General features: G+C 66.0%; 26 protein-coding genes and 1 pseudogene. 11 read left to right on the top strand and 16 right to left on the bottom strand.

Annotated elements, in window-relative coordinates:
- Window positions 1-4 precede the first annotated feature (4 nt).
- Window positions 5-556, bottom strand: a complete 552-nt coding sequence (locus P5W99_RS02850; RefSeq protein WP_421042470.1) for a plasmid fertility inhibition factor family protein — start codon at window positions 554-556, stop codon at window positions 5-7.
- A gap of 71 nt (window positions 557-627) precedes the next feature.
- Entirely contained in the window at window positions 628-1,044 is a 417-nt protein-coding gene (locus P5W99_RS02845; protein ID WP_434661704.1) for a hypothetical protein, read from the bottom strand.
- Here P5W99_RS02845 and P5W99_RS02840 point away from each other — a divergent pair.
- Together P5W99_RS02840 and P5W99_RS02835 are read left to right on the top strand one after the other, a co-directional pair.
- A pseudogene (locus tag P5W99_RS02840) lies at window positions 1,012-1,155 on the top strand (winged helix-turn-helix domain-containing protein); the annotation flags it as partial. The gene P5W99_RS02845 and the pseudogene P5W99_RS02840 sit on opposite strands and share 33 nt — an antisense overlap.
- A gap of 755 nt (window positions 1,156-1,910) precedes the next feature.
- Complete coding sequence (locus tag P5W99_RS02835) at window positions 1,911-2,696, top strand: tetratricopeptide repeat protein (RefSeq protein WP_434661703.1); 786 nt, start codon at window positions 1,911-1,913, stop codon at window positions 2,694-2,696.
- A 123-nt stretch (window positions 2,697-2,819) separates the two neighbouring features.
- On the opposite strand, the gene P5W99_RS02830 is transcribed toward P5W99_RS02835, so the two are convergent.
- The gene (locus P5W99_RS02830) at window positions 2,820-3,080 is read right to left on the bottom strand and encodes a hypothetical protein (protein WP_434661702.1); all 261 of its coding nucleotides are present in this window, start codon (window positions 3,078-3,080) and stop codon (window positions 2,820-2,822) included.
- 276 nt (window positions 3,081-3,356) lie between these two features.
- On the opposite strand from P5W99_RS02830, the gene P5W99_RS02825 reads away from it, so the two are divergent.
- Window positions 3,357-4,514, top strand: coding sequence for an MFS transporter (locus P5W99_RS02825; RefSeq protein ID WP_434661700.1), 1,158 nt, complete (start codon window positions 3,357-3,359; stop codon window positions 4,512-4,514).
- A 44-nt stretch (window positions 4,515-4,558) separates the two neighbouring features.
- Here the strand turns inward: P5W99_RS02825 and fahA are convergent, their stop codons facing one another.
- Window positions 4,559-5,887: a fumarylacetoacetase gene (gene fahA / locus P5W99_RS02820; protein WP_421042474.1), complete on the bottom strand. Its 1,329-nt coding sequence runs from the start codon at window positions 5,885-5,887 to the stop codon at window positions 4,559-4,561.
- Window positions 5,884-7,209, bottom strand: coding sequence for a homogentisate 1,2-dioxygenase (gene hmgA, locus P5W99_RS02815; RefSeq protein ID WP_421042665.1), 1,326 nt, complete (start codon window positions 7,207-7,209; stop codon window positions 5,884-5,886). The genes fahA and hmgA overlap by 4 nt, the downstream gene beginning before the upstream one ends.
- A gap of 340 nt (window positions 7,210-7,549) precedes the next feature.
- On the opposite strand from hmgA, the gene P5W99_RS02810 reads away from it, so the two are divergent.
- On the top strand, window positions 7,550-8,377 hold the full coding sequence (locus P5W99_RS02810) for an EAL domain-containing protein (RefSeq protein WP_421042475.1): 828 nt from the start codon (window positions 7,550-7,552) through the stop codon (window positions 8,375-8,377).
- Window positions 8,378-8,404: 27 nt separating this feature from the next.
- Here the strand turns inward: P5W99_RS02810 and murB are convergent, their stop codons facing one another.
- Entirely contained in the window at window positions 8,405-9,478 is a 1,074-nt protein-coding gene (murB, locus tag P5W99_RS02805; RefSeq protein WP_434661697.1) for a UDP-N-acetylmuramate dehydrogenase, read from the bottom strand.
- 283 nt (window positions 9,479-9,761) lie between these two features.
- Between murB and P5W99_RS02800 the strand changes: the two genes are divergently transcribed.
- On the top strand, window positions 9,762-10,247 hold the full coding sequence (locus tag P5W99_RS02800; protein ID WP_421023147.1) for a YajQ family cyclic di-GMP-binding protein: 486 nt from the start codon (window positions 9,762-9,764) through the stop codon (window positions 10,245-10,247).
- 116 nt (window positions 10,248-10,363) lie between these two features.
- Here the strand turns inward: P5W99_RS02800 and P5W99_RS02795 are convergent, their stop codons facing one another.
- The 8 genes from P5W99_RS02795 to queG form a co-directional block, all read right to left on the bottom strand.
- Window positions 10,364-10,819 carry an SRPBCC family protein gene (locus P5W99_RS02795; RefSeq protein ID WP_421042666.1) on the bottom strand — a complete coding sequence of 152 codons (456 nt, stop codon included), beginning with the start codon at window positions 10,817-10,819 and terminating at the stop codon, window positions 10,364-10,366.
- Between the two features lie 55 nt (window positions 10,820-10,874).
- A complete protein-coding gene (locus P5W99_RS02790; RefSeq protein WP_434661695.1) occupies window positions 10,875-11,066 on the bottom strand; it encodes a hypothetical protein in 192 nt (63 codons plus the stop codon).
- 198 nt (window positions 11,067-11,264) lie between these two features.
- Complete coding sequence (locus tag P5W99_RS02785) at window positions 11,265-13,064, bottom strand: methyl-accepting chemotaxis protein (protein WP_434661693.1); 1,800 nt, start codon at window positions 13,062-13,064, stop codon at window positions 11,265-11,267.
- Window positions 13,065-13,235: 171 nt separating this feature from the next.
- The gene (plsY, locus tag P5W99_RS02780) at window positions 13,236-13,856 is read right to left on the bottom strand and encodes a glycerol-3-phosphate 1-O-acyltransferase PlsY (RefSeq protein ID WP_035526722.1); all 621 of its coding nucleotides are present in this window, start codon (window positions 13,854-13,856) and stop codon (window positions 13,236-13,238) included.
- A gap of 166 nt (window positions 13,857-14,022) precedes the next feature.
- Window positions 14,023-14,529 carry a Cys-tRNA(Pro) deacylase gene (gene ybaK / locus P5W99_RS02775; RefSeq protein WP_434661691.1) on the bottom strand — a complete coding sequence of 169 codons (507 nt, stop codon included), beginning with the start codon at window positions 14,527-14,529 and terminating at the stop codon, window positions 14,023-14,025.
- 98 nt (window positions 14,530-14,627) lie between these two features.
- The gene (xerD, locus tag P5W99_RS02770) at window positions 14,628-15,566 is read right to left on the bottom strand and encodes a site-specific tyrosine recombinase XerD (protein ID WP_434662402.1); all 939 of its coding nucleotides are present in this window, start codon (window positions 15,564-15,566) and stop codon (window positions 14,628-14,630) included.
- A gap of 29 nt (window positions 15,567-15,595) precedes the next feature.
- Window positions 15,596-16,069 (bottom strand): methylated-DNA--[protein]-cysteine S-methyltransferase, encoded by a 474-nt coding sequence (locus P5W99_RS02765; protein WP_421073527.1) that lies wholly within the window; start codon window positions 16,067-16,069, stop codon window positions 15,596-15,598.
- A 47-nt stretch (window positions 16,070-16,116) separates the two neighbouring features.
- Window positions 16,117-17,424 carry a tRNA epoxyqueuosine(34) reductase QueG gene (queG, locus tag P5W99_RS02760; RefSeq protein WP_434662399.1) on the bottom strand — a complete coding sequence of 436 codons (1,308 nt, stop codon included), beginning with the start codon at window positions 17,422-17,424 and terminating at the stop codon, window positions 16,117-16,119.
- 182 nt (window positions 17,425-17,606) lie between these two features.
- Here queG and tsaE point away from each other — a divergent pair, with 182 nt between their 5' ends.
- Together tsaE and P5W99_RS02750 are read left to right on the top strand one after the other, a co-directional pair.
- Window positions 17,607-18,176 (top strand): tRNA (adenosine(37)-N6)-threonylcarbamoyltransferase complex ATPase subunit type 1 TsaE, encoded by a 570-nt coding sequence (tsaE, locus tag P5W99_RS02755; protein WP_421042481.1) that lies wholly within the window; start codon window positions 17,607-17,609, stop codon window positions 18,174-18,176.
- The gene (locus P5W99_RS02750) at window positions 18,158-19,744 is read left to right on the top strand and encodes an N-acetylmuramoyl-L-alanine amidase (RefSeq protein WP_434661688.1); all 1,587 of its coding nucleotides are present in this window, start codon (window positions 18,158-18,160) and stop codon (window positions 19,742-19,744) included. The genes tsaE and P5W99_RS02750 overlap by 19 nt, the downstream gene beginning before the upstream one ends.
- Before the next feature lie 72 nt (window positions 19,745-19,816).
- Here P5W99_RS02750 and P5W99_RS02745 read toward each other — a convergent pair whose 3' ends face one another.
- Window positions 19,817-20,734, bottom strand: a complete 918-nt coding sequence (locus P5W99_RS02745; RefSeq protein ID WP_434661686.1) for an EamA family transporter — start codon at window positions 20,732-20,734, stop codon at window positions 19,817-19,819.
- Between the two features lie 186 nt (window positions 20,735-20,920).
- Here P5W99_RS02745 and P5W99_RS02740 point away from each other — a divergent pair, with 186 nt between their 5' ends.
- The 4 genes from P5W99_RS02740 to P5W99_RS02725 all read left to right on the top strand — a co-directional run bounded on the left by P5W99_RS02740 (window position 20,921) and on the right by P5W99_RS02725 (window position 24,063).
- Window positions 20,921-21,805 (top strand): pirin family protein, encoded by an 885-nt coding sequence (locus P5W99_RS02740; protein ID WP_434661684.1) that lies wholly within the window; start codon window positions 20,921-20,923, stop codon window positions 21,803-21,805.
- Window positions 21,806-21,870: 65 nt separating this feature from the next.
- Window positions 21,871-22,719, top strand: a complete 849-nt coding sequence (trxA, locus tag P5W99_RS02735) for a thioredoxin (protein ID WP_421023106.1) — start codon at window positions 21,871-21,873, stop codon at window positions 22,717-22,719.
- 802 nt (window positions 22,720-23,521) lie between these two features.
- Window positions 23,522-23,764, top strand: a complete 243-nt coding sequence (locus P5W99_RS02730; RefSeq protein ID WP_035526739.1) for a type II toxin-antitoxin system ParD family antitoxin — start codon at window positions 23,522-23,524, stop codon at window positions 23,762-23,764.
- Complete coding sequence (locus tag P5W99_RS02725) at window positions 23,761-24,063, top strand: type II toxin-antitoxin system RelE/ParE family toxin (protein WP_421073523.1); 303 nt, start codon at window positions 23,761-23,763, stop codon at window positions 24,061-24,063. The genes P5W99_RS02730 and P5W99_RS02725 overlap by 4 nt, the downstream gene beginning before the upstream one ends.
- A gap of 100 nt (window positions 24,064-24,163) precedes the next feature.
- On the opposite strand, the gene P5W99_RS02720 is transcribed toward P5W99_RS02725, so the two are convergent.
- A complete protein-coding gene (locus tag P5W99_RS02720) occupies window positions 24,164-25,045 on the bottom strand; it encodes a tRNA threonylcarbamoyladenosine dehydratase (protein WP_434661681.1) in 882 nt (293 codons plus the stop codon).
- Window positions 25,046-25,049: the final 4 nt, after the last annotated feature.

Below are 25,049 nucleotides of genomic sequence, written 5' to 3'. Positions count from 1 at the left end.
ACCGCTACGCAGGCCCTGGTGCCGCGCCCCGCCCGCGTTCTTCCAGTCCGATGGCGCCACACTGTTCGCGCAGCAGCGGCGCTTCGCGCTCATGCACTTCCACCGGCAGCCACTTCGCGCCCGCCCACGAGAGGTAACGCGCACGATGCTGGCCGTTGCGAAACGCCACCACGCCCTCGTGCGCAAGGCCGAGCCATCCCGCGAGCCCGGCCACGCGCCGCTTCTCGATCGTCAGGTAGGGCATTTGCGGCACGCGCTCGTTGCGCGGGTCGAGAAATTCGCGGATGCCGCGCACCTTGCCCACATGCCAGTCATCGACGGGCTTGAGCACGTAATCGGTGTCGTCGCGGTCCGCGCAGACCAGCAGTTTGTACAGATCGACCACCACCACTTCGTGACGCGTGCCGTCGGTCGCGAATACGCGCTTCAAACGCACGTGATCGTAGGGATGATGTCCGGGCACCGGCACGATCCAGAAAGGTCCGGACGCGGACTGCGGCTGCGGTGGCGGAATCGATGGCATTTCGGTAAGCGTGACCAGGGACGTCTGCGGCATGCGTCAGGCACATCCTCTTGTAGCGGTGAAAAGGGGCCTAAGCTACGAGGGATATGTGAATCCTTCGTGACCTATGCGCGGCGAATGAAGGCTGCCCGCACCCCGGAAAAAGCTGACGAAACGCGCACCCATCGCATGCCGCAAACACCGCTCGCTGCTTCTTGAAGGTCGCCGTGCGAGCCGCTAAATTTAGATTCGACAGCCGCTTCGAGCCCCCCACCGATCGACCGGCTGCCTGCATCGCCCGCACCGAGCGCCGCCAGAATCGCCCACGTCATCTGTTGCACGATGGTGCATTCCCTGGACGAAACATCGCCGCGCACGACCCATGATGCTGCATCAGGGGACCTCCCATGCCGACGGATCGAATCATCCGGTTCGCGGATTTCGAGCTCGACGTCGAGCGCTACCAGCTTCGCCGCGCGGGCGAAGCGGTGCGGCTGGAGCGGCTGCCGATGGACCTCCTGATCCTGCTCGCAACGCGCCATGGCGAGTTAATCTCGCGCGCGGACATCATCGAGCGGCTATGGCACGGCAATCCCTGGCGCGACACCGAGAACGGCATCAACACCGCGATCCGCAAGATCCGCATCGCGCTCGCCGACGACCCGGCGCAGCCGCGCCATCTCGTCACGGTGAAGGGCAAGGGCTACCGGCTCGACGGCGCCAGCTTCGCGAACCCGGCAGCCGCCGCGGAGCCCAGCGTCGTGCACAACGCGGTGCGCGTGCTGGTGCTGCCGTTTGCAAACCTCACGGGCGACGGCAAGGAAGAGTCGCTGTGCAGCGCGCTCGCCGACGAAATCTCGGCCACGCTCGGCGCGCTCGGCGCGGAGCGTCTGCGCATGATCGCGCGCACGACTGCCGCGCGCTATCGCGACACGTCCAAGAGCATCGGCGAGATCGCGCGCGAGCTCAAACTCGACTACGTGCTCGAAGGCTCGTTCTCGCGCGAAGCGCACAAGGTGCGCATTCTCACGCGCCTGATTCGCTGCGCGGACGAAGTGCAGATCTGGAGCCGCGCACACGAACCGGTTTCGCAAAGCGCGCTCGACCTCCTCAAGGAGGCCGCCGACGCGCTTGCGCAGGAGCTCGCCTCCAAGCTCTCCGAACAGCAGCGTTCGCTGCTCGCGCGGCGGCTGCCCGTCGATCCCGCTGCGCACGACGCCTATGTGCGCGGGCGTTACTTCTGGTACCGGCGCGTGCATTTCGATGCGGGGTTCTGCGCCCAGCACGGCGTCGACGGCGAAGACTTCGCGCGCAGCCGCGCCTCGCCTATTTTGATGCGGCGCTCGAGCACGACCCGAACTATGCGCTCGGTTACGCCGGGCTCTCGAACTACTATGGGGCGTCGGTCGTGCACGGCCTGTTCGCGCCCGACGACGGCTGGCCCACCGCACGCGCCCTCGCGCAAAGCGCACTCGAGCTCGACCCCGATCTGCCCGAAGCCCATCACGCGCTGGCTGCGGTGCGCTACTTCTTCGAATGGGACTGGCCGCGCGCCGAGGCCGGCTTCAAGGAAGCACTGCGGCGCAATCCGAGCTACCCGGAGGCACACCGGCTCTACGCACGGCTGCTGCTCGCAGCGGGCCGCCATGCCGAAGGCCAGGCCGCGATGGCGCGCGCCGAGAAGATCGATCCGCACGCATTCCAGGGCTCGCGCGCATTCGGCATGGTCCTCGCGGGTCAGCACGCGCAAGTCGTTAGCGAATATCTCTCGCCGGGCCATATGGAACATTCACCGCTCGTGTACCAGGTGCTGGCAACCGCGTTCGAAGTCAAGAAACTCTTTGCGCAGGCCGTGGACGCAACCGCGGAAGCGCTCGATTGCTGCAATCTGCACGCACGCTCGGCGGCCGTGCGCATGCATTGGGAAACGGGCGGCTACGATGCGGTGCTGCACTGGTATCTGGACGACCTGCTGGCGCGACGGCGCAGGCAATACACCTCACCCTTGCTGATTGCCGAGGCCTATGCGCGGCTCGCCCAGCCCAAGGAAATGTTCCAGTGGCTGGACGCGGCGCTCGCCGAGCGCAGCTCGCGCCTGTGCGAGTTGCGCATGAATCCGTGGTTCCAGCCGTATCGCGCAAGCGGGCGCATGCGGCACATCGAGCAGCACATTGGCGACGGGTCCATGCACTGAACTGCGCGAAGGAACGGCTCTTAAGCGGTCCTCACGGACGCACAAAGGGCGCTTTTTCAAGCGCCCTTTGTGCGTCTATTGGCCGGTTCGGCCGGGGTTTCGTTCGAGGTCTCCGTGCTCGTCTCAATTGCCGTGATAGAGGTCATTGTTCAGGCGGTCGCGCTCACCCGACTTGATCGAGCGTTCCAGGTCCTGATACACCTGCGCATGCGACATCGATAGCGGCGCCCCCGCGGCGCTAGTGGTCATGGGCATACCGCCCACGTCCTGCGAAGCCGACGGCCCGCCCTGGGACGGATCGGACGACGTATCGGCAAGCGCGATTCCTGCGAAGAAAGCGGCCGAGCAGGCCACTGCGATGCGTACGGTGCTCATCGTGTTCATGTCATCGCTCCAGGAGAAAAGCGCATGCACCCCACCCGCCATGCGCAACGCGGACGAAACCAGTAGTCCCCCCGCAAGCTGAAGAGTGGGCATTGCACCGGATAACGCGCACTGGATCGTAGGCCAATGGTGCGGCCCGTCTGCGGGGCGCACCATGGACGCAACCTGAAGAAATCGTCAAGGCCATCCGCAGCAGGACGCTGTTACGTAAGAAGAACGCAAGCCACGCGGAACGCTCGCGCCGCGCCAACCGCGCCCGTAGTAGGATCTCGCCCGATGAAAACCATCTTCACGCGCGACTTCCTCGCACTGATCCTGAGCGTGGCCGTGGTCGGCCTCGGTTCCGGCGCAACCCTGCCGCTCACCGCCCTCGCCCTCACCGACGCCGGCTACGGCACCGCCATCGTCGGCTTGCTCACCGCCGCGCAAGCGTTCGGCGGGCTGCTCGTGGTGCCGGCCACGGCGTGGATCTCCACGCGCTTCGGCTCGCGCCAGGTGATCGTGGGTTCGGTGCTGGCCGCCGCCGTCGCTACCGCGCTCATGCAGCTCGGCTCGAACCTGTGGCTCTGGGCGCTCTTGCGCATGGTCTGCGGCGCGGCGCTGATGCTGCTCTTCACCATCAGCGAAGCATGGGTGAACGAGCTCGCCGACGACTCCAATCGCGGCCGCGTGGTCGGCATCTACGCGACTACCTTCACGCTGTTTCAGATGTCCGGCCCGGTGCTGGTGAGCCAGATCGAGGGATTCACGGCGTGGCGCTTCGCGATCTGCGGCGCAATCTTCCTCGTCGCACTGCCGACGCTTGCCGCCATCCGCACGAGCGCACAGACCGCCGACCTGCACGAACCGCACGGCAGCTGGCGCCATATCCTGCCGAAGATGCCCGCGCTCATCGTCGCCACGGGGTTCTTCGCGCTCTTCGACACGCTCGCGCTCTCGCTCTTGCCGCTCTTCGCGATGGGCCACGGCATCGACAGCGAAACGGCGGTGCTGTTCGCCTCGGTCGTGCTGCTCGGCGACACGACGATGCAGTTCCCGATTGGCTGGCTCGCCGACCGGCTCGGCCGCCAGCGCGTGCACGCGCTGATGGGCGTGCTCGTGGCGGTGCTCTTGCCGTTGCTGCCATTGGCGGTCGCGGCGCCGTGGCTGCGCTGGCCCCTGCTTTTCGTGCTGGGCGCGGCGGCAGGCTCGATCTACACGCTCGCCATCGTGGCGTGCGGCGAGCGCTTTGAAGGCGTGGCGCTGGTATCGGCAAGCGCGCTCGTGAGCGCCTCGTGGAGCGCGGCGAGCTTCGGCGGGCCGATCGTCACCGGGGCACTGATGGAGCGCGCAGGTCGCGACGCCATGCTGTGGGTGCTGTTCGCATGTGCATTGGTGTTTCTCGGGACGCTGCGCTGGGAACGCGCGCGGGGAATCATACGCGCGAAGGCTTGATGAGCCGACGCTGACGCCAAGCCGGCGTCGGCGCGCTCACCTTGTTACTTCAACGCCGGCAAGATCTTGCCGACGCACTCTCCGAAACCCACGCGATAACCTTCGCCCTGGCACCAGCCCGCGAGCGTGAGTTCGTCGCCGTCTTCGATGAAGCCGCGCGTGCCGCCGCTCTTCAATTCAAGCGGATGCTTGCCGTTCCACGTGAGCTCGAGCAGGCTGCCGAACGAATCGGGCGTGGGGCCCGAGATCGTGCCCGAGCCCATCAGATCGCCCACGCGCGTGTTGCACCCGGCCACCGTGTGATGCGCGAGCTGCTGCGCCATCGTCCAGTACATGTGACGGAAATTCGTGCGCGCGATCGAGGTGGCCTCGCTCGCCCCTTCGGGGCGCAGCAGCACTTCGAGCGCGATGTCGAACGCATGATTGCCCGCGTGGCGCAGATAGTCGAGCGGCTGCGGCTCCTGCGCCGGCTGCGCGACGCGAAACGGCTCCAGTGCGTCGAGCGTCACGACCCACGGCGAGATCGTGGTGGCAAAGGTTTTCGCATTGAACGGCCCGAGCGGCACATATTCCCACTGCTGGATATCGCGCGCGCTCCAGTCGTTGAGCAGCACCATGCCGAAGATATGCGCCTCAGCGTTCTCGCATGCGATCGGCTCGCCAAGCGCATTGCCACGCCCGACGATGAAGCCCGTCTCCAGTTCGATGTCGAGCTTGCGGCACGCGCCGAACACCGGACGCTCCTGGTCGGGCAGCTTCAGCTGGCCATTGGGGCGGCGCACCGGCGTGCCGCTCACCACCACCGACGAAGCGCGCCCGTTATAGCCGATCGGCATCTCGGACCAGTTCGGCAGCAGCGCATTCTTCGGATCACGAAACATCGAGCCGACATTTGTCGCATGCTCCTTCGACGAATAGAAGTCCGTATAGCCGGGAATCTCCACGGGCAGATGCAGCTTCGCATCGGCGAGCTTCACGAACGCGCGTTGGCGCAGACCCGCATCGTCGCGCAGCGTGGCGCCGCTCGTCGTGTCGCGCGCGAGCAGCGACGAAAGCTGCACGCGCACGCTGCGCCACGCATCGCGGCCAAGCGCGATGAAATCATTCAGCGAGGCACGCGCGAAAACGTTCTCGCTCCCTGGGGATCCGGCCGGCACGCGCAGCAATCCGGCCTCGTTCAGCACCGCCAGGTCCACGACCGAGTCGCCGATCGCCACGCCCACACGCGCGCGCTCCTGGCTTGCCGTGCTGAACACGCCGAAAGGCAGGTTCTGGATCGGGAAATCACAGGCCGCATCGTTTGCGCTTTCGATCCAGCTCTTGCGCTGCGGATCGAGCGTTGCCTGCACATCGGCGGGAATGGGATTGCTCATTGCTGCTCCGGATTGAAGTGTTTCTTGAGGCCTTGCCAGCACTCGTAGTAATGCGCCTGCAGTTGCGCCGTTTCGAGCGCGAAGCGCGTCGGGCGAATCAGCGTGCGGGTTTCGAACATGAACGCCATCGTGTCGGCGACCTTGTTGGGTTTGCTCGTATCGATGCTCGAAGCCTTCTCGAAGGTCTCGGCATCGGGGCCGTGGCCCGTCATGCAGTTGTGCAGGCTCGCGCCGCCCGGCACGAAGCCCTCGGCCTTCGCGTCGTACACGCCGTGCACGAGGCCCATGAACTCGCTCGCGACGTTGCGGTGGTACCAGGGCGGACGGAAGGTGTTCTCGGCCGCGAGCCAGCGCGGCGGGAAGATCACGAAGTCGATCGCGTCGACGCCCGGGGTATCGGTGGGCGACTGCAGCACGAGGAAGATCGACGGATCCGGGTGGTCGTAGCTGATCGAGCCGATGGTGTTGTAGCGGCGCAGATCGTACTTGTACGGCGCGTAGTTGCCGTGCCACGCGACCACGTCGAGCGGAGAATGACCGATGTCGGCGCGCCAGAGCTCGCCGTTCAGTTTCGTCACGAGCTCGAACTGCCCTTCGCGGTCTTCATAGGCCGCGCGCGGCGTGAGGAAGTCGCGCGGGTTCGCCAGCCCGTTCGAGCCGATCACGCCCAGGTCGGGCAGACGCAGCAGCGCGCCGAAGTTTTCGCAGATATAGCCGCGCGCCTCGCCATCGGGCAGTTCGACCGTAAAGCGCACGCCGCGTGGAATCACCGCGATCTCGAAGGGCTCGACGTCGAGGCGGCCCATCTCCGTGCGGATGGCAAGGCGCCCTTGTTGCGGGACGATCAGCAGCTCACCGTCGCTGTTGTAGAAGAAGCGGTCGGTCATCGGGCGGTTCGCCGCGTACAGATGAATCGCACAGCCGCTCATCGAGGCCGCCGAGCCGTTGCCGGCCATCGTCACCCAGCCGTCGATGAAATCGGTCGGCGCCGTGGGCATCGGCAGCGGATCCCAGCGCAACTGGTTGGGCGGCGTAGGCGGCACGCCGCCGAAATCGGCGACGAGGCGCGACGCGCGGCCTTTGCCAGCATCGATGCCATCGACGCTCGTGCGCGCGGCAAGCGGCGTAAACGGCTGATGCACCGCGCCCGGGCGGATCCGGTAGAACCACGTCCGGCGATTGTGCGCGCGCGGCGCGGTGAAGGCCGTGCCCGAAAGCTGCTCGGCGTAGAGGCCATAAGCGCAGCGCTGCGGCGAATTCTGGCCATCAGGCAAGGCGCCGGGCAGCGCCTCGGTCGCAAACTCATTGCAAAAGCCGCTCATATAGCAATCGGCCGCCGTATCCGACCCGCTTTTTCCCGGTGCTGTCTGGGTTACGTCCCGCAAGGGTGCGTTCATCACTGTCTCTCCACGTTTTACCGGCGAAGTTTGCCGCGCAATTTACGAATAGTAAAACGGATTATGATTAGTGAAATTACATGTAAACCCTGGTCTCCTCGGACGCGGCCCGGAAATGCGTCTCTGCGTGGATATCGTTATCACTAATCGGTGCATGCCGAAGCGTCCCAGGCTGCTACCATCAGGCCATACGGCCCTGTCGCCGCGACAACCCAACCGGCGCGGGCCGCCCGCGCGTTCCCCGTTACGCCACATTCATCGCGTCATGATCGCTCCAACCATTCCTGAGCTCGTCGCCCGTGCTGCCAATCACCCATTTCTCGGCGAGCACCTGACAATGGGCAGCGGCACGCATCACGCGGAGGCCGTCGCGCACCGCAATGGCGTGGAGCTCCTGAGTGCCTACGAGCCGATCTACGACATCAGCGTGCACGGCGGCGTGCAGTCGCTCACAGCGGACCTCTCATTGGCTTCGCGCTTCGGCGACGAACTCGGCTTCCAGGCGGTGACGCTGCGCGAGCACGACGGCAAGACCGAGCTCTTCGATCCGTTCGCCACCACGGTCGACGACCGAGAGCTCGTCGCGCTCGACCGCTGCGTGCGCGCGCTCCACGCGATCAACTTTCTCGGCTCGCAGCAGCACGGGCTGCTGTTTCTGCGCGTGCACGAGCAACTGCTCAAGAGCGTGAAGTACGACCACGGACGGCACTTTTCGAATGTGCTGGTCTCGTTCGGGCTGAACCCGGGGCGCGTGGTGATCGAATTGCCGGCGGCGGCGGTCGCGCACCGGACCTTCGTCGGTTATCTGACGAAGAGCTATCAGCGCTATGGGTTCAAGGTGGCGGGCAATCTGCCCAATGCGGGGCAGATTCTTTCCGTGTCGGACATGGCGCGGCTCGACTTCCTGAAGATGGATGCGAGCGCGGCGCTGCGCGATTCGATGGTGAAGCCGCTGGTGAGCTACGCGGCGCGGCTGCGCATTCCGCTGATCTTCAATCGCGTGGTGGACGCCCCGCAGTTCGAGCAGTTGCAGCAGTACGACGTGCGCTTCGTGCAAGGGCCCGTCTTCGCCACGCAGCACAGCGCGGCGTAGTGCCGGTACACGAAGGGTTGCGAGGGTCTACAGGCTGAGAGGTTCCTGCTCCAGCTCCACGCCGAAGCGCTCGAACACGTCACGGCGGATCGCCTGTGCCAGCTCGAGGATGTCGTTGCCGGTGGCGCCGCCGAGATTCACGAGCACGAGCGCCTGCCGCTCATGCACGGCCGCCCCGCGCAGCGTGCGGCCTTTCCAGCCGCATTGATCGATCAGCCAGCCCGCGGCGAGCTTCACGCGGCCATCCGCCTGCGGGTACGAGACGATGCGCGGCTCGCGCACGACGAGCGAGTCGAACTGCTGCGCGTCGATCACCGGATTCTTGAAAAAACTACCCGCATTGCCAAGCGCGAGCGGATCGGGCAACTTCGCGCGGCGCACCGCGACCACGGCGTCGAATACGTCGCGCGCGCACCGCGCCTCCGACAGCCCGCGCTGCGCAAGCTCGCGCGCGAGGTCGGCGTAACCGGCGTTGGGCCGCCACGCCTTCGGCAAACGGAAGCTCACCGAGGTAATCAGGAAATGGTCGCGCCCTTCCTGCTTGAAAAAGCTGTCGCGATAGCCGAACCGGCAATCCGCGGCGTCGAACTCGTACGGCGTGCCGGACTCGATCTCAATCGCGCGCACGCTAGCGCAGCGCTCGGCCATTTCCAGTCCATAGGCGCCGATGTTCTGAATCGGCGCCGCGCCCACCGTGCCCGGAATCAGCGCGAGGTTTTCGAGGCCCGGCATGCCCGCGTCGAGCGTCCACGCCACGAAGTCGTGCCAGTTCTCGCCGGCGCCGGCTTCGACATACCAGGCGTCGCTGTCCTCGCGCGTCACGCGCTTGCCCGCCAGCGCGACGAGCAGCACGAGGCCATCGAAGTCGCGCGTGAGCACGACATTGCTGCCGCCGCCCAGCACCAGCCTGCGCAGGCCCTGGGCACGCGGATCGCGCACGGCGGCGGCCAGATCGGCCTCGCTCTCGATGCGGCAGGCAAAGCGCGCGCGCACGTCGAAGCCGAAGGTGTTGTGCTCGCGCAGCGGGTAGCCGGCGGCAAACCACACCGGGGACGGAACGACGGACGTGGGGCAAGCAGGCATCGAGGATGGATGTGACACGAAAAGACCGGAGACGAAAAAACGGGCGCTGAAAACGAACGACACACAAAAGACACAAGCCGGAAAACTCAAACCCGCGCGATGCGAAGCAGCAGGCACGCCGGCTGCGAAGCCGCCGGCACACAACGCCGCGCAGCCTTGGGCAAACGCGGCGGCGCCGGTAAAATGGCGTCGGTCCGTGATTATAGCGAGTACAGGGCGCCGCACCGGCGAGCCCCGCTGCGGCCCGCGAGCCGCACAATACGTGCCGCTCGTGCACCACTCGCACTTTTGGGAGAAAGCAATGCCATCGTTTGACGTCGTCAGCGAAGCCAACATGATCGAAGTAAAGAACGCCGTCGAGCAATCCAACAAGGAGATCTCCACGCGCTTCGACTTCAAGGGCTCGGATGCGCGCGTCGAGCAAAAGGAACGCGAACTGACCGCGTTCGCCGACGACGATTTCAAGCTCGGCCAGGTCAAGGACGTGCTGGTGTCGAAAATGGCCAAGCGCAACGTGGACGTGCGCTTCCTCGACTACGGCAAGATCGAGAAGATCGGCGGAGACAAGGTCAAGCAGGTCATCACGGTGAAGAAGGGTGTCTCGGGCGACCTCGCCAAGAAGATCGTCAAGCTCGTCAAGGAAAGCAAGATCAAGGTTCAGGCCAGCATCCAGGGCGATGCCGTGCGGGTAGCCGGCACCAAGCGCGACGACCTGCAAAGCGTGATTGCCATGCTGCGCAAGGACGTGACCGATACGCCGCTCGACTTCAATAACTTCCGCGACTGATTCGTCGCGCCTGGCCGCATGTTTTGCGGCCAGGCGCGGCTTTCCGCGGTTTTTCACACGATCGCTCGCCACGAGGCGGCACGCGCCGCCTCGCTCTCACGCCCCCTTCTGTCTGCCTAGTCGCTCGTCGTGACGAGCGGCATCAGCGTCTCGCCCGTCTCCAGCAGCGTCTTGAGATTCGACAGGATGCGCGGCCAGCCGCCCGACACGGCCTCGATGAACTTCGAGCCCGGACGCTCCATGCGATGCGTAACCGTGAGCTTCACGGCGTACTCCACCTGCTCGATCTGCAACGTGCACAGGGAATCGCCCTCGGCGTTCAGTTCCGGGCGGAACATGTTGCGCCAGCGGATCACGAGACGATGCGGCGCGTTCGACTCGACGATCTCGCCCGAATCGGACACCCGGCCATCAGAAAAGCGCAGCGACCACGGCGAGCCGGCCTGCCAGTCGCACTCGTGATGCATGCCGAACCAGTACCGCTCCGTGAACGCGCGGCTGGTGAGCGCGTCCCATAGCCCTTGTGGCGTGGCGCGCATGAACGTGACGTAGACGAACACGGATTCGCTCACCGAGCCGCTCGTGGCGCCCTTTTCGCTCTTTTCAACCTTGCCACTCACGTGGCCCTCACTGCTGCTCATGATGGCTACCTCCGTTTCCTTCGAGTGCGCGGCTGGGTGCGACGAGTGCATCCGCAGCACGCCAGTCGAGGTCTCCTGAGCGCACAAGGCAGGCGGCTACTTGTGCGGCAACCGCGGCCGGACTTTCCCGTGCCGCCCGGGTCGCGGCGTCGAACTGCTCGTAGCTGATATCGACCATGTGTGCAGTTCTCCATGCTGCAATACTTTGCCATTCCCTGCACAAGCGCCCGACTTCCGGTTCGATCGCGCCAGCAAGGCGCGCGGCCCGCGTCAACACGCAGGCGAAAAAAACGGCGCCGTAGCGCCGTCCCTTTCCTGCCGTTCTCTCGCACACCTTCCCGCGACTGGTGGCGTGCTCAGGCGTGCTCAAGCATGCTCAATCGAGCCTGAACTGCCCCACCGTCTGCGCGAGGTTTGCGGCCTGTCCGCGCAGCGCAGCGGCGGCGGCCGTCGACTGCTCGACGAGCGCCGCATTCTGCTGGACCATCTCGTCAAGCTGGCTCACCGCGCGGTTCACCTCCTGGATGCCGCGCGTCTGCTCGCCGGCTGCCTGGGTCACCTCGGAAATGATGGTGGTCACGTTCGACACGTTCGCAAGGATCTCGTCCATCGTCTCACCAGCGCTGCGCACGAGTTGCGAGCCCGAATTCACGCTCGCCACCGTCGACTCGATCAGCGCCTTGATCTCGCGCGCGGCCTGCGCGCTGCGCTGCGCGAGGCTGCGCACCTCGCCCGCCACGACTGCGAAGCCGCGCCCCTGCTCGCCGGCGCGCGCCGCCTCCACCGCCGCGTTCAGCGCGAGAATGTTGGTTTGAAAAGCAATGCCGTCGATCACGCCGATGATGTCGGCGATCTTCACCGAGGCGTGCTCGATCGCGCCCATCGTGTCCACCACGTCCGAAATCACCGCGCCGCCGCGCGAGGCCACCGCCGAGGCCGACGACGCCGTCACGTCCGCCTGCTGCGCCGCGTTGGCGGACTGCGCCACCGTCGCCGTGATCTGCTCCATCGAGGCCGCCGTTTGCTGGAGGCTCGCCGCCGCCGATTCGGTGCGGCCCGAGAGATCGACGTTGCCTGCGGCGATCTCGTCGCTCGCCTTGCGCACCGATTCGCTCGCATCACGGATGTGGCGCATCACGTCGCGCAACTTGTCCATGAACGCGTTGAACGCGCGCGCGATCTGCGCGACTTCGTCGTCGCCCGCCGCGGGCAGGCGCTGCGTGAGATCGCCCTCGCCCTTGCCGATGGCGTCCATCGCATCGCGTACGCGCGAAAGGCGCTGGAACGACACCGCCGTCACCGCGCCGACCACCAGCGCCGCCACCACCGCGATCACCACCAGCGCGGCGAGCGAGGCCGTGAGGAGCGAGCGCATGCCCGCCGTGGCCTCGGCGCGATCGAGCGCGACCACCAGGCGCCAGTCCGTGCCCGCGATCGGCTGCGCGCGCATCAACCGGGCATCGCCGCCCGCCTCGACCACGAGCGGCGCACGCGCCGCGAACAGCGCGGCCAGCTTGTCGCCCGTGAGCGCGGGCGCAATTTCGGTGACGGGCTTGAGCGTGAGCTTCGCGTCGTTGTGCGCGACGATCTGGCCCGCGCTGTCGATCAGCATGCCGAAGCTCGCGGGCGTCGGACGAATCGCGCGCACGTTGGCGATCACGCTGTCCATGACGACGTCGCCGGAAACGACGGCCTTCACGGCGCCCTCGCGAATCACGGGCTGCGCGAACGACACCACGAGCTTGCCCGTGGCCGCATCCACGTACGGCGGGGTCACCACGCCCTTGCCCGCCGCCACCGCCTGCTGGTACCAGGGCCGGCCGGTCGGATCGTAATCGGCGGGAATGCCGGCGCTGTTGGCGAACTTCGCGCTCTTGTCGGGGTAGCCCACGTAGACGTCCAGGAAGCCGCCGGCGGCGGCGACCTGCTTGAGCATGGGCACGGGATCGGGTTGCAGCACGGCGTCCTGCAGGGAATCGATCATGTGCGCATGGCTTGCGACCCATTCGCCGATGCCCCGCGCGTGGCTGTCCTCGACGGCCGTGAGCGTGGCGTCGATCGAATCCCGGTTGTGCGAATCTGCAACGATGTAGTCGAGCGCCGTGTTGGCCGCCAGCGCGGTGACGACGATAACGACGCATAGCGCGACGATGCGCGCCCGAATGGTGGTGAACATAGAACGAAAGGCGCCGTATGAAGATGAGTGAATCGAGCTGCGGTATCGATCTGCGATACCTGCGGCAAAAATCGAAGATCCACGCGTTTACGGCGTCCAGCGCACAAGACTTGAGCCCGGTTTATCGGAGCGCGCGCAACGACGCGGCCCCTTCCCGGTTTCCTTTCCGGTTTATTTGCTTGCCGCGGCTTTCTTCTTGTCGCCGATACGGCTCTCAGTGCCGCTCACGAGCTTCGAGATATTGGTCCGATGGCGCCAGAACAGCAGCACGCTCATCGCGAGAATCGCGAGCGCCATCACGTGTGCACCGAACATGAGCACGCAAAAGAACGGCGCGAACACCGCGGCCGCGAGCGCCGCCAGCGACGAATAGCGCGTGAAGAACGCGACGATCAGCCAGGTGAGCAGCGTGGCGCCCCCCAGCACCGGGCTCACGGCGAGCAGCACGCCCGCGGCGGTCGCTACGCCCTTGCCGCCCTGGAAACGGAAGAACACCGGATACAGGTGGCCGAGGAACACGGCAATGACCGACACGGCGACGGCCGTCTCGCCCAGACCGAAACGCGGCCCGAAGCGCATCGTGAGCCAGACCGCGAGCCAGCCCTTGAACGCGTCGCCGATCAGCGTGAGGATGGCGGCCTTCTTGTTGCCGCTGCGCAGGACGTTGGTCGCGCCCGGGTTGCCGGAGCCATAGGAGCGCGGGTCGTCGAGGCCCATGACGGCGCTCACGACCACGGCAAAGGAAATCGAGCCGATCAGATAGGCAGCAACGGCAACAAACAGGTTGTACATGCACGAAACCCGAAGGAAGAAAAACAAAGCGCGGCGCCCCGGTGCGGATAAGCGGGGGTTGCACGCGCGAAGACGCTCATTCTACCGAAGCGCGGGCGGCTCTTGCCGCCACCCCAGGGCAATCAGGGAACGCGGGGGGTGGCCTGCGCGTGCCCGGACACCGCCATCACTCAACTCCGGGCGTCGCTACGCTTGCGCACTGCACCGGTTTAGCCCCCAGCAGCGCCGTGAGCACGGCGGGCGCAAGGCTCACGAGATAGCCGCGCCGGCCGCCGTTGAGCCAGATCTGGTCGAGTTCGAGAATGCTCGATTCGACGTACACGGGCATCGTTTTCTTCGTGCCGAACGGCGAGGTGCCGCCCACGAGGTAACCCGAGTGGCGGTTCGCGACCTCGGGCTTGCAGGGCTCGACGCGCTTGGCGCCGATCTGCCGCGCGAGGTTCTTGGTGGAGACCTTGCGGTCGCCGTGCATGAGGACGATTAGCGGCTTCGCGTGCTCGTCCTCCATCACGAGGGTCTTGACGACGCGATGCTCGTCCACGCCGAGCTGGCGCGCGGATTCGCCCGTGCCGCCGTGCTCGACGTACTCGTAGGGATGCTCGCCGAACACCACGCCCGCGCGGCGCAGCATCTGCGTGGCGGGCGTTTCGGAGACATGTTTCGATTTGCTCATGGCGCGCATTTTAATGTGCAACGGCGCCCCGTGGTGGCGTTGCAAGCGGCGTTGCAAGCGGCGTTGCATGTGCCGTTGAAGGCCCGCACCACGGCACCCTACCCGCGCGGATGATGCGCTTCGTGCAGTTGCCGCAAACGCTCGCGCGCGACGTGCGTATAGATCTGCGTCGTGGAGATGTCGCTGTGGCCGAGCAGCAGTTGCACCACGCGCAGGTCCGCGCCGTGATTGAGCAGATGCGTGGCGAACGCGTGGCGCAAGGTGTGCGGCGAAAGCGGCGCGTGCACGCCCGCGTTGAGCGCGTGGCGCTTGATGATGTTCCAGAACTGCTGGCGCGTCATGCCCTCGGCGCGCGCGGTGACGAACAGCGCATCGGCCGGGCGCGCGCCGAGCAGCGCGGGCCGCGCCTCACGCAGATAGCGGGTGATCCATGCCGCGGCCTCTTCACCGAACGGAATCAGGCGCTCCTTCGAGCCCTTGCCGAGCACGCGCACGACGCCTTCGTTCAGGCCCACCTCGACGGTCTTGAGCGTGACGAGCTCGGTCACGCGCAGGCCGCTCGCGTACATCAACTCGAGCATCGTGCGGTCGCGCAGGCCGAGCGGCGTGGCCACATCGGGCGTGTTCAGCAACGCTTCGACCTGCGCCTCGGTGAGCGTCGACGGAAAGCGGGGCGCTTGCTTCGCCGAGCGCACGCGCACGGTCGGGTCCACGCTCACGCGCCGCTCGCGCAACGCCCAGCCGAAGTAGCGCCGGAATACCGAAAGACGGCGGTTCGCCGAGGTCGATTTGTCGTCCTTGCGGCACGCGCTGTAGGCGAGCAGATCGTCCTCGTGCACCGTGTCGAGGCCGTGCGAGCGCGCCTGCGCGAGCCACTCGGCAAAGAGGCGCAGATCGCGCCGGTAAGCGTCGAGCGTATTGCGCGAGAGGCCATGCTCGAGCCACATGGCGTCGCAGAAGGTGTCGATGGCGAGCAGGCTTGCGGAAAGCGCCTGCGCGCAGGCTGGAGCCAGCGCGGGAGCTTCGGCTTCCTGCATGCCGTTCATCGCGCCTGTCATCGCGCCTGTCATCGGATCTTTACGCCTTCATGGTTGAGCAGCCAGCGCTTCACGTCGCGAAAGAAGCCGTCGCCGCCGTGATGCGCGAAGCCGCCGATGCCGCTCGCCGACACCACGCGGTGACACGGAATCACGATCGGAAAAGGATTCGAGCCGCAGGCCTGCCCCACCGCACGCGCGCTGATGCTGCCGATGCGCTTCGCGAGCGTGCCGTAGGTGAGCACCTCGCCCGCCCCGATCGCGCTGATGCCGCCCCATACGCGGCGCTGAAACGCCGTGCCAAGCGGCGCGAGCGGCAAGTCGAAGTCTGTTTGCGCGCTCGCGAAATAGCGCGTGATCTGCGCGGCCGCGCGCTCGGCGAGCGGGCAGTCGGGCGCGAGCGCACGTGTGGATTCGGGCAGATAGACGATCTCGCGCACCGCGCCATCGCCGGTGCGAATGCCGACCTTGCCGAACGGCGCTTCGATTACTGCGTTGAACATCGCTTCTCCTTACCTCGATCCCGTGCAAGCTCGATACGTGCGCCAGTCTAAGCCGCTTCCAGCGCCCATTGCACATGCTCGCGCACCAGCGCAGAAGCATCGTGCTCGCGCGCGCGCAACGCCGCCACGATCGCCGCCCGGCCTTCCTGCCGATCCTGCCGATCCTGCCGATCCTGCCGATCCTGCCGATCCTGCCGATCCTGCCGATCCTGCCCGTCGTGGCCGTCACGCGGCGCACGCAGCGCATTGCCCATCGCCACGGCGAGATTGCGCAACCACGCCTCGTGGCCGATGCGCCGGATCGCGCTGCCCTGCATGCGCTCGTCGAACTGCGCGGCACTCCAGCCGAAAAGCTCGACGAGACTCGCCCGGTCGAGCCCGTGGCGCACATCGAAATCCGCGACCGGCGCGGCTTGCGCGAATTTGTTCCACGGACACACGAGCTGGCAGTCGTCGCAGCCGTAGACACGATTGCCGATCAGCTCGCGCAATTCCAGGGGAATGCTGCCCTTCAATTCGATCGTCAGATAGGAAATGCAGCGCCGCGCATCGACGCGGTACGGCCCGACGATCGCCCCCGTCGGGCAGGCGCCGATGCAGCGCGTGCAGCTGCCGCAATACGCGCCGGGCTGCTCGGGCGCTCGCGAGGCGCGATCCCGCACGCCCTGCACGTTCTGCACCTGCACGTTCTGCACCTGCACGTGTTGCGCCGCGTCCGCATCGGTGGGCAACGGCACGTCCACGTAGATTTCGCCGAGAAAGAACAGCGAGCCCGCATCGCGCTGCAACAGCAAGGTGTGCTTGCCGCGCCAGCCGATGCCGGCCTTCTGCGCGAGCTCGACTTCGAGCACCGGCGCGGAATCGGTGAACACGCGAAAGCCAAACGCGCCGATCTCGGCCTCGATGCGCTCGGCCAGCTGCTGCAGCCGCGCGCGCAGCACCTTGTGATAGTCGCGGCCGCGCGCGTAGATCGACACCACAGCCGCGTGCGGATCGTTCAGCCGCGCGCGCTCGTGCTGCCGCCAGTCCTCCGAAAGCATTTTGTCGGCGAGCGTGGCGGCGGGCAAATAGGCCATGCGCGCAGTGATGACGCGTCGCGTACCGGCCACAAGCTCTGCGGGCCTTGCGCGTTTCATCCCATGTTTGGCCATATAATCCATCTCGCCATGGCAGTCTGCTTCGAGCCACGCAGCAAGGCCCGCCTCGGCATGAGATAGATCGGTGTCGCTGATGCCGATCGCACCGAACCCCAGCTCGCGTCCCCATGCGCGGATGCGATCCGCGAGTGCGGCCAGCGCCGCTTCATCGAGCGGCGCAGTCTCATCGCGCGGCGCTAACCTGCCGGCTCCCGACATGGCAACGCCCGCTGCAGCCGCTTGTGCTGTCGACTGCGCAGCCAACGGCGCGGGCGAATTCGCCGACGTCTCGACCGGCGTGCGCGCATCGACCAAATCGTGCGCTTCGTGCTGATCGTGCGAATTGTCGTGCATCGGGTTCGAAGGGGAATGCGAGGGATTCATTACGCTATTTTACGAGAATGCCCGGAACACCCGACATGCCCGGACACGACCACGCGAGCCTGCCTGGCGCGCCCATTCTGCTCGAACGCCGCTTCGCGCTCGCGGATGAAGCCGCCACCGATGCGTTCGGCGCGCGCTTCGCGCACGCGCTCGAAAGCCTGCGCACGCAAGAATCTGACCCTGCGCAGTTCCGCGGCCTGCACGTGCAGCTTTTCGGCGACCTGGGCGCGGGCAAGACCTCGCTCGTGCGCGCCGCGCTGCGCGCGCTCGGCCATGCCGGACGGGTGCGCAGCCCGACCTATACGCTCGTCGAGCCCTATACGGTGGCCACGGCGAGCGGGGAACTCCAGCTCTATCACTTCGATCTCTATCGTTTCAGCGACCCGGCCGAATGGGCCGACGCCGGCTTTCGCGAATATTTCGCGCAAGGGGCGGTGTGTCTCGTCGAATGGCCGCAACGCGCGGGTGGCCTGCTCGGCGTGCCGGACCTCGTGTTCCATCTCGAACCGGGTCCGTACGGTGAAGGCCGCGTGCTCACCGCGTACGCATACAGCGCATCAGGAAAGGCATGTCTAGAAAGATGTTAATCAAACCGTTCCGCTCGATCGAATCCGCGGCCACCGCCACCCACAACTGGCGGCGCAGGCAGATTCTGAAAGCGGGCGCGTCCACGCTGATGCTCGGCCTCACGGTCGCGGCGCCACGTCTCGCGTGGGCAGCATCGGTGATCGGCGTGCGCGTGTGGCCCGCGCGCGACTACACGCGCGTCACCATCGAGTCGGATCAGCCGCTGCAGAACTCGCAGCAATTGCTGCAAGGCCCCGACCGGCTCGTCGTCGACCTGAACGGCCTCGACCTCGACGACGCGCTCAAGAATCTCGTCTCCAAGATCACGCCGAACGATCCGCAGATCCAGGCCGTGCGCGTGGGCCAGTATCAGCCGCACGTGGTGCGCATGGTGTTCGACCTCAAGGGGTCGGTCAAGCCGCAGGTCTTCAATCTGCAGCCCGTGGGTTCGTACAAGTACCGGCTCGTGTTCGATCTCTATCCGGCGGTCGCGCCCGATCCGCTCATGGACCTGCTCGCCCAGACCGAGCACAAGCAGCAGCAGCTCGACTCGCGTGAAGCGATGGGCAACCAGGCGCCGCCTGCACCGCCCTCCACGCTCGCGGGTCCCAACAACCCGCCCGTGCACGATAACAGCGATGCCTTTTTCGAGCGCTACGCACAGAACGATGCGGGCGCCACCCTGCCTGGCACGCCGGGCACGCCAGCAACGCCGTCCTCGCCGCGCCCGACGGTGCCGCCAGTCGTGCCGCCGGCGACGATCCTGCCGCGCCCGAAGCCCGCGCCGAAGCCGCCCGTCATCGCGCAGGACAACAACAGCGGCCCGGCGGACGACAACTATGGCTTCACCACGCCGAAATCCAGCAAGGGCGGCACCACGCGTCTTCTGACGGTGGCGATCGACCCCGGCCACGGCGGTGAGGATCCCGGTGCAATCGGCGGCGCAGGCACGTACGAAAAGCACATCGCGCTCGACATCGCGAAGAAGCTGCGCGTGAAAATCGACGCGCAGCCCAACATGCGCGCGATGATGACGCGCGACGCCGACTTCTTCGTGCCGCTGAACGTGCGCGTGCAGAAAGCGCGCCGCGTGGGCGCCGACCTGTTCGTGTCGATCCACGCCGACGCGTTCACCACGCCGGAGGCGCGCGGCTCGTCGGTATTCGCGCTTTCCGAGCACGGCGCGTCGAGCGCGGCCGCGCGCTGGATGGCGAACAAGGAGAACTCGTCGGACCAGATCGGCGGAATCAACGTGAAGACGGCGGACGCATACGTGAACCGTGCGCTCTTCGATATGTCGACCACGGCGCAGATTCGCGACTCGCTGCGCTACGGCGGCTTCGTGCTCAACGAAGTCGGCTCGATCAACAAGCTGCACAAGGGCTCGGTCGAGCAGGCGGGCTTCGCGGTGCTCAAGGCGCCCGACATTCCGTCGATCCTCGTGGAGACGGCTTTCATCAGCAATCCCGAGGAAGAGCAGAAGCTCAACGACAACGCCTATCGCGACAAGATGGCGAACGCCATCCTCAAGGGCATCACGCGCTACTTCGCGGCGAATCCGCCGCTCGCGAAGAGCCGGATGACGTAAGCCAGGCCACACGAGTTGCCGCGAACTTCCGAAGCGAGCGGCAAGTGGCGACCAAGCGGCGAACGTCTGCGTTCAGGAACGCGCGGCCAGCATCGACGCCAGCCGCGCCCCGACCCGCCCGCCGAACACATTCACGGCCAGCCCGGCCATCACGAGCGCCGCGCCGCCGATCTGGGCGGCGGAAAGTCGCTCGCCGAGCAGCAGCGCCGCGGCCGCCAGCCCGACGATCGGCACGAGCAGCGAAAACGGCGCGACCTGGCTTGCCGGATACTTCGAGAGCAGCCGGCTCCAGAGGCTGTAGCCGAGTATCGTGGCCACGAACGCGAGATAGATGATGGCGCCGATCGAATCGACGCCGATGCCGCCGAGCGCCGCCTCGATGCGCTGCGGCCCCTCGATAAGGTACGAAAGCGCGAGAAACGGTAGCGGCGGAATCAGGCTCCCCCACACCACGAGCCCGACGAGATCCATTTTCCCCGCCTTCTTCGTGACGATGTTGCCGAGCGCCCACATGCAGGCCGAGCACAGCGTAAGCAAGAAGCCGGCCACAGTCATTGCCTGCGCGCCCGGGCCCGCGGCCGCGGAAGACGATTGCAGGCCGATCACCGCCAGCCCGCACGCCGCGATCAGCAAACCGAACACGTTCTGCGCGCGAAAGCGCTCGCCAAGGAAAATCGCCGCGAACACGAGCGTGAAGAACGCCTGCGCCTGCAGCACGACCGAGGCGAGCCCGGCGGGCATGCCCACGTACATGGCCGTGAAGAGAAACACGAACTGGCCAAACGAGATCGTCGCGCCATAAGCGAGCAGCCAGCGCAGCGGCAATTTCGGGCGCTTGACGAACAGCACCGCCGGAAACGCCGCCAGCAGAAAGCGCAACGCGCCGAGCAACAGCGGCGGCACGCCGTGCAGCCCCACCTTGATCACCACGAAATTCACGCCCCACGCGAGTACGACCACGAGCGCACTCAGCAAGTCCTTCGGTGACATCTCCGGCTCCGCTTATTGTTCAGTCGAGACCGCAAGTTTACCGGCCAGCGCGCGCTCGTGCTCGCGTCGCGCGCGGCGCACCGGCGAGGCCGGCGTTAGAATGAGCGCCTGCTCGCGCGCCGCGCCCTCCGCACGGCCCTTCGCCGTGCCTCCATTCGTGCCGTCCGACTCATCAAGGAAGTGTTCATGTCCTCATCGATCAAAGCGGTTCTCAAGCCCCATCAGCGCGACATCGGCAATCTCTATGTGCGCCGCGTGCTGCCCGCGATGGCCGCGCGCCTCGTCGGCCCGTTCATCTTCTTCGACCACATGGGGCCGGCCACACTCGCGCCCGGCGCCGGCGTCGACGTGCGCCCGCATCCGCATATCGGTCTCGCCACCGTCACCTATCTGTTCGACGGCGCGCTCATGCATCGCGACAGCATCGGCTCGGCGCAGAAGATCGTCCCCGGCGACGTCAACTGGATGACGGCCGGGCGCGGCATCGTCCATTCGGAGCGCACGCCCGACGAAGCGCGCCAGACCGGCTTCACCATGCACGGCATCCAGACCTGGGTGGCGCTGCCGCTCGAGCACGAAGACACCGAGCCGTCGTTCTTCCATCACGCCGCCGACACGCTGCCGAACCTCGAGCGCAACGGCGTCTCGATGCGCGTGATCGCGGGCACGGCGTTCGGCGCAACCTCGCCCGTCGCGACCTTCTCGGGCACGCTCTACGTGGCCGCCGACTTCGCGCCCGGCGGCACCATCGCGCTCGACGCCGAGCACGAGGAGCGCGGCGTCTATCTCGTCGAAGGCGACCTGTCGATCGACGGCACGCCGCTCGAGCAATACACGATGGCCGTGCTGGAACCGGGCGAAACCGTCACGCTCGCGAGCACCGGCGGGGCACGCGTGATGCTGCTCGGAGGCGAGAAGCTCGCGGGCGAGCGCTTCATCGAATGGAATTTCGTCGCCAGTTCGCGCGAGAAGATCGAGGTCGCCAAGGACGCGTGGACACGCCAGGAAATGGGGCACGTCCCCGGCGAGACCGAATGGATTCCGCTGCCCGAAAAGAAGCCGCAGCATTGAAGCGCGCCGATCCGCCCTCATCTTATGCCCATCGTGCGTAATGGATTTTTCCCAACGAGGACCTGATGGATACCACCCTGGCCACTTTTGAAAAGGACGTGATCGAAGCGTCGGCGCTCGCGCCGGTGCTGGTCGACTTCTGGGCGCCCTGGTGCGGCCCGTGCAAGACGCTCGGACCGTTGCTCGAAAAACTCGAAGCCGAATACGCGGGCAAATGGAAGCTCGTGAAGGTCAACGTCGACGAGAACCAGGAGCTCGCCGCGCACTTCCAGGTGCGCAGCATTCCGCACGTGGTGGCGTTCGCCGACCAGCAGGCGGTCGACCAGTTCATCGGCGTGCTGTCCGAAGGCCAGCTGCGCGAATTCCTCGACCGGCTGATTCCGGATTCAGCGCTTGCCGCGCGCGAGGCCGCCCAGCAAGCGCTCGCCGAAGGCCGCCGCGAGGATGCTTATGAGGCGCTGCAAGCCGCGCTCGCATTCGACCCGGGCATGGAAGACGCCCGCATGGACCTGATCGAGCTGCTGCTCGCCGACAACCGCGCCGACGAAGCGCACAAGGAAGTCGAGCTGCTCTCGCCCAAGACCACGCAGGGCATCGACGCGCGCTTTAACGCGCTCAAGACGCGCCTCGACGCGATCGACGCCGCCGCCGACCTGCCGCCCACCGACGCGCTCGAAGTCCGCGTGGCCGAGCACCCCGAGGACCTCGAAGCGCGCTTCGACCTCGCGAGCGCGCTGATCGCGCGGCGCAAGTACGCGGGCGCGCTCGAACACCTGCTCGAGATCGTCAAGCGCGACCGCGCGTTCCGCGAGGACATTGGCCGCAAAACCATGCTCTCGGTGTTCGATCTCGCGTCGCATCAACCGCAGCTCGTGAGCGAATGGCGGCGCAAGTTGAGCGCTACGTTGAACTGAACTGAGGGAGTGGGGCCGGCCTGTCGGTGCAGCGCTCCAACAGGGAAGTTCCGGGACCGAAAACCTGGAGATTCGGTCGTTCCGCCCGGAATTCCCTAAGCCCGGACCAGAAATTGCGCCCCCATCCTTGCAATAAGATCTTGCGGGGTCGCCGGACGATCAGTTCCAGCTCCCGGAGCGAGCGTCCCCGTCAATATCCGAGGGCGCTAACGCAGTTGAGAACGCCTCGCGCACCACGTCCTCGATACGGGCGACGACCTCATCCGGCAGATGTTTGTACGTTTTGCGTTCGTTCGAGAAGGGCCGCCCACCCGGCGACGCCGTCACATGCGAAGCATCCTCGCCAGGCGCGTACTTCCACAGTCGTGTAGTTGGGCGGGAAAAGCCATTCAGCACATTCAGGGATCCATCTGCCCGACGCAGGAGGACTGCGGAGACCGGCACAATGGCCCCGCCCTTCAGGCGTCGCGCCCCTGTTAATGACGTGGTGGATAAGAAAGCGGTGAATGCGGCCATTGCCATCCAGAAATGCATGCAGGAAAACAATCCAAAGGCCCACAGGCGGGAGCACATCTGGACACCGATATCCGCCGGTGTCCGGATGGCGTTGATGAAAGCTGCCCATGTTCGTCCGACGCGAAAATGCCTTACAGGTACGCCAGTTGTCGGCACGTTCGACGCTGTTCGGTCCGATCCGAACAGGGTTCGGGCTGCCTTGCCGCATCGGTCCCGCGATCATGTTCGGGCAACGTCTGGCATCGAATACCAGAAATTGGTATTCTTCGCAGAGGAGGTGCGAGTCATGAGCAAAAGCACATCGTTCACGCTCGGTGAGCATTTTTCGGAATTCGTCGATGACCGCGTACGCAGCGGCCGCTACAGCACGGCCAGCGACGTTGTCCGAGCCGGCTTGCGCTTGCTTGAGACTGAGGAAGCGAGGCTGGAGGCGCTGCGCAACGCTCTGATCGAAGGCGAGCATTCTGGGCCGTCGCGACCGTTTGATTTTCGCAAGTACGTCGCGGGTAAGCGGAACAAGGCCGCATGAGAGCGTATGTTCTCTCTCCGGCGGCCGAGCGCGACCTTGACGAGATCTGGGATTACACGGTCGCCAGATGGGGAGAGTCGCAGGCTGAGCGTTACATTCTGAGCATCGAAAGCGCTATTGTCGGTTTGGCCGACGGCACTCAGCCAAGTCTGTCTGCCGAAGAGGTGCGGGAAGGCTACAGGAAAGCGCTGGTTGGAATGCATGTCGTCTTTTTCAAGCAATCGCCGGCGCTGATCGACGTGATCCGCATCCTGCATCAACAGATGGATATTCCAGCCAGGCTCGGGGACGACAATTAGGCGCAGTGTGATTACCAAAGTCACTGATGCGCAGGGTCGGAATGTATGGCGAGGCTGGGTGCGGCTTCGACGCAATCGGATATACGCGGTCAAGACGGCGTCAGCGCGCAGCCGCCCCATGCGCAAGCGCGCGCAGCACATACGCCGCCGCCGCAAAACCGAAGCTCGCCGTCACGCACACGCTCGAACCAAAGCCCGCGCAATTCAGGCCCACGGGACCGTGGTGGCCCGGCGAAGCGCTCACGTGCTCGGCCTCGTTGTCGATGTCACACACCGCCGCTTCGGGATAGATGAGCGGCTCGTCCGAATACACGGCGCTCACCTTGAAACGCGCCTTGGGGCCGCGCGGAAAACCGTGATGCTTGCGCAATTGCCCGCGCACCTTCGAGAGCAGCGGATCCTGAATCGTGAGCGCGAGATCGTCGATGCGAATGCGCGTGGGATCGAGCTGGCCGCCCGCCCCGCCCACCGTGATGAGCGGCACGCGATGCTCGACGCACCAGGCGATCAGCGCGGTCTTGGTGCGCACGCTGTCGATGGCGTCCACGATGAAATCGAAGCCGCCGCCGAGCAGCGCATCGAAATTCGAAGGCTCGACAAAATCCTCGACGAGCCGCACGTCGCAGGCCGGATCGATGAGCTTGATGCGCTCGGCCATCGCCTCGACCTTCGGCTTGCCGTAATTGCCGTCGAGCGCGTGAATCTGGCGGTTGGTATTGCTCTCCGCAACGTTGTCGAGATCGATGAGCGTAAGCGTGCCGATCGCGCTGCGCGCGAGCGCCTCCGCGACCCACGAGCCCACCCCGCCAATGCCGATCACGGCAACGCGCGCGCGCTCGAAGGCCGCCAGCGCGGGTGCGCCGTAAAGCCGCGCCACACCGGCGAAGCGGCGCGCCCGGTCGGCAACATCGGTTGAAGCGGGCGCGGTAAGATCAGCAAGGCCGGTCGAACCGGCTGCGGCGGAAAGCGGAGTACTGGACATGGCG

The organism is Paraburkholderia sp. A3BS-1L (assembly GCF_051125215.1).
Lineage (GTDB): Bacteria > Pseudomonadota > Gammaproteobacteria > Burkholderiales > Burkholderiaceae > Paraburkholderia.
The sequence above is the reverse complement of the archived record's forward strand: the minus strand, read 5'-3'. Positions and strand labels throughout refer to the sequence as shown.

Coding starts and splice junctions, on each gene's coding strand:
- P5W99_RS02850 (WP_421042470.1), bottom strand. CDS start 556: ATGCCGCAGACGTCCCTGGTCACGCTTACCGAAATGCCATCGATTCCG.
- P5W99_RS02785 (WP_434661693.1), bottom strand. CDS start 13,064: ATGTTCACCACCATTCGGGCGCGCATCGTCGCGCTATGCGTCGTTATC.
- ybaK (WP_434661691.1), bottom strand. CDS start 14,529: ATGAGCAAATCGAAACATGTCTCCGAAACGCCCGCCACGCAGATGCTG.
- P5W99_RS02810 (WP_421042475.1), top strand. CDS start 7,550: ATGATCGCTCCAACCATTCCTGAGCTCGTCGCCCGTGCTGCCAATCAC.
- P5W99_RS02745 (WP_434661686.1), bottom strand. CDS start 20,734: ATGTCACCGAAGGACTTGCTGAGTGCGCTCGTGGTCGTACTCGCGTGG.
- P5W99_RS02830 (WP_434661702.1), bottom strand. CDS start 3,080: ATGAACACGATGAGCACCGTACGCATCGCAGTGGCCTGCTCGGCCGCT.
- tsaE (WP_421042481.1), top strand. CDS start 17,607: ATGCCCGGAACACCCGACATGCCCGGACACGACCACGCGAGCCTGCCT.
- P5W99_RS02800 (WP_421023147.1), top strand. CDS start 9,762: ATGCCATCGTTTGACGTCGTCAGCGAAGCCAACATGATCGAAGTAAAG.
- queG (WP_434662399.1), bottom strand. CDS start 17,424: ATGTCGGGAGCCGGCAGGTTAGCGCCGCGCGATGAGACTGCGCCGCTC.
- hmgA (WP_421042665.1), bottom strand. CDS start 7,209: ATGAGCGGCTTTTGCAATGAGTTTGCGACCGAGGCGCTGCCCGGCGCC.
- P5W99_RS02730 (WP_035526739.1), top strand. CDS start 23,522: ATGAGCAAAAGCACATCGTTCACGCTCGGTGAGCATTTTTCGGAATTC.
- P5W99_RS02750 (WP_434661688.1), top strand. CDS start 18,158: ATGTCTAGAAAGATGTTAATCAAACCGTTCCGCTCGATCGAATCCGCG.
- xerD (WP_434662402.1), bottom strand. CDS start 15,566: ATGCAGGAAGCCGAAGCTCCCGCGCTGGCTCCAGCCTGCGCGCAGGCG.
- fahA (WP_421042474.1), bottom strand. CDS start 5,887: ATGAGCAATCCCATTCCCGCCGATGTGCAGGCAACGCTCGATCCGCAG.
- P5W99_RS02765 (WP_421073527.1), bottom strand. CDS start 16,069: ATGTTCAACGCAGTAATCGAAGCGCCGTTCGGCAAGGTCGGCATTCGC.
- P5W99_RS02845 (WP_434661704.1), bottom strand. CDS start 1,044: ATGGCGCGTTGCGAGCAGGATCAGGAGGTCCATCGGCAGCCGCTCCAG.
- P5W99_RS02725 (WP_421073523.1), top strand. CDS start 23,761: ATGAGAGCGTATGTTCTCTCTCCGGCGGCCGAGCGCGACCTTGACGAG.
- P5W99_RS02740 (WP_434661684.1), top strand. CDS start 20,921: ATGTCCTCATCGATCAAAGCGGTTCTCAAGCCCCATCAGCGCGACATC.
- plsY (WP_035526722.1), bottom strand. CDS start 13,856: ATGTACAACCTGTTTGTTGCCGTTGCTGCCTATCTGATCGGCTCGATT.
- P5W99_RS02825 (WP_434661700.1), top strand. CDS start 3,357: ATGAAAACCATCTTCACGCGCGACTTCCTCGCACTGATCCTGAGCGTG.
- trxA (WP_421023106.1), top strand. CDS start 21,871: ATGGATACCACCCTGGCCACTTTTGAAAAGGACGTGATCGAAGCGTCG.
- P5W99_RS02790 (WP_434661695.1), bottom strand. CDS start 11,066: ATGGTCGATATCAGCTACGAGCAGTTCGACGCCGCGACCCGGGCGGCA.
- P5W99_RS02720 (WP_434661681.1), bottom strand. CDS start 25,045: ATGTCCAGTACTCCGCTTTCCGCCGCAGCCGGTTCGACCGGCCTTGCT.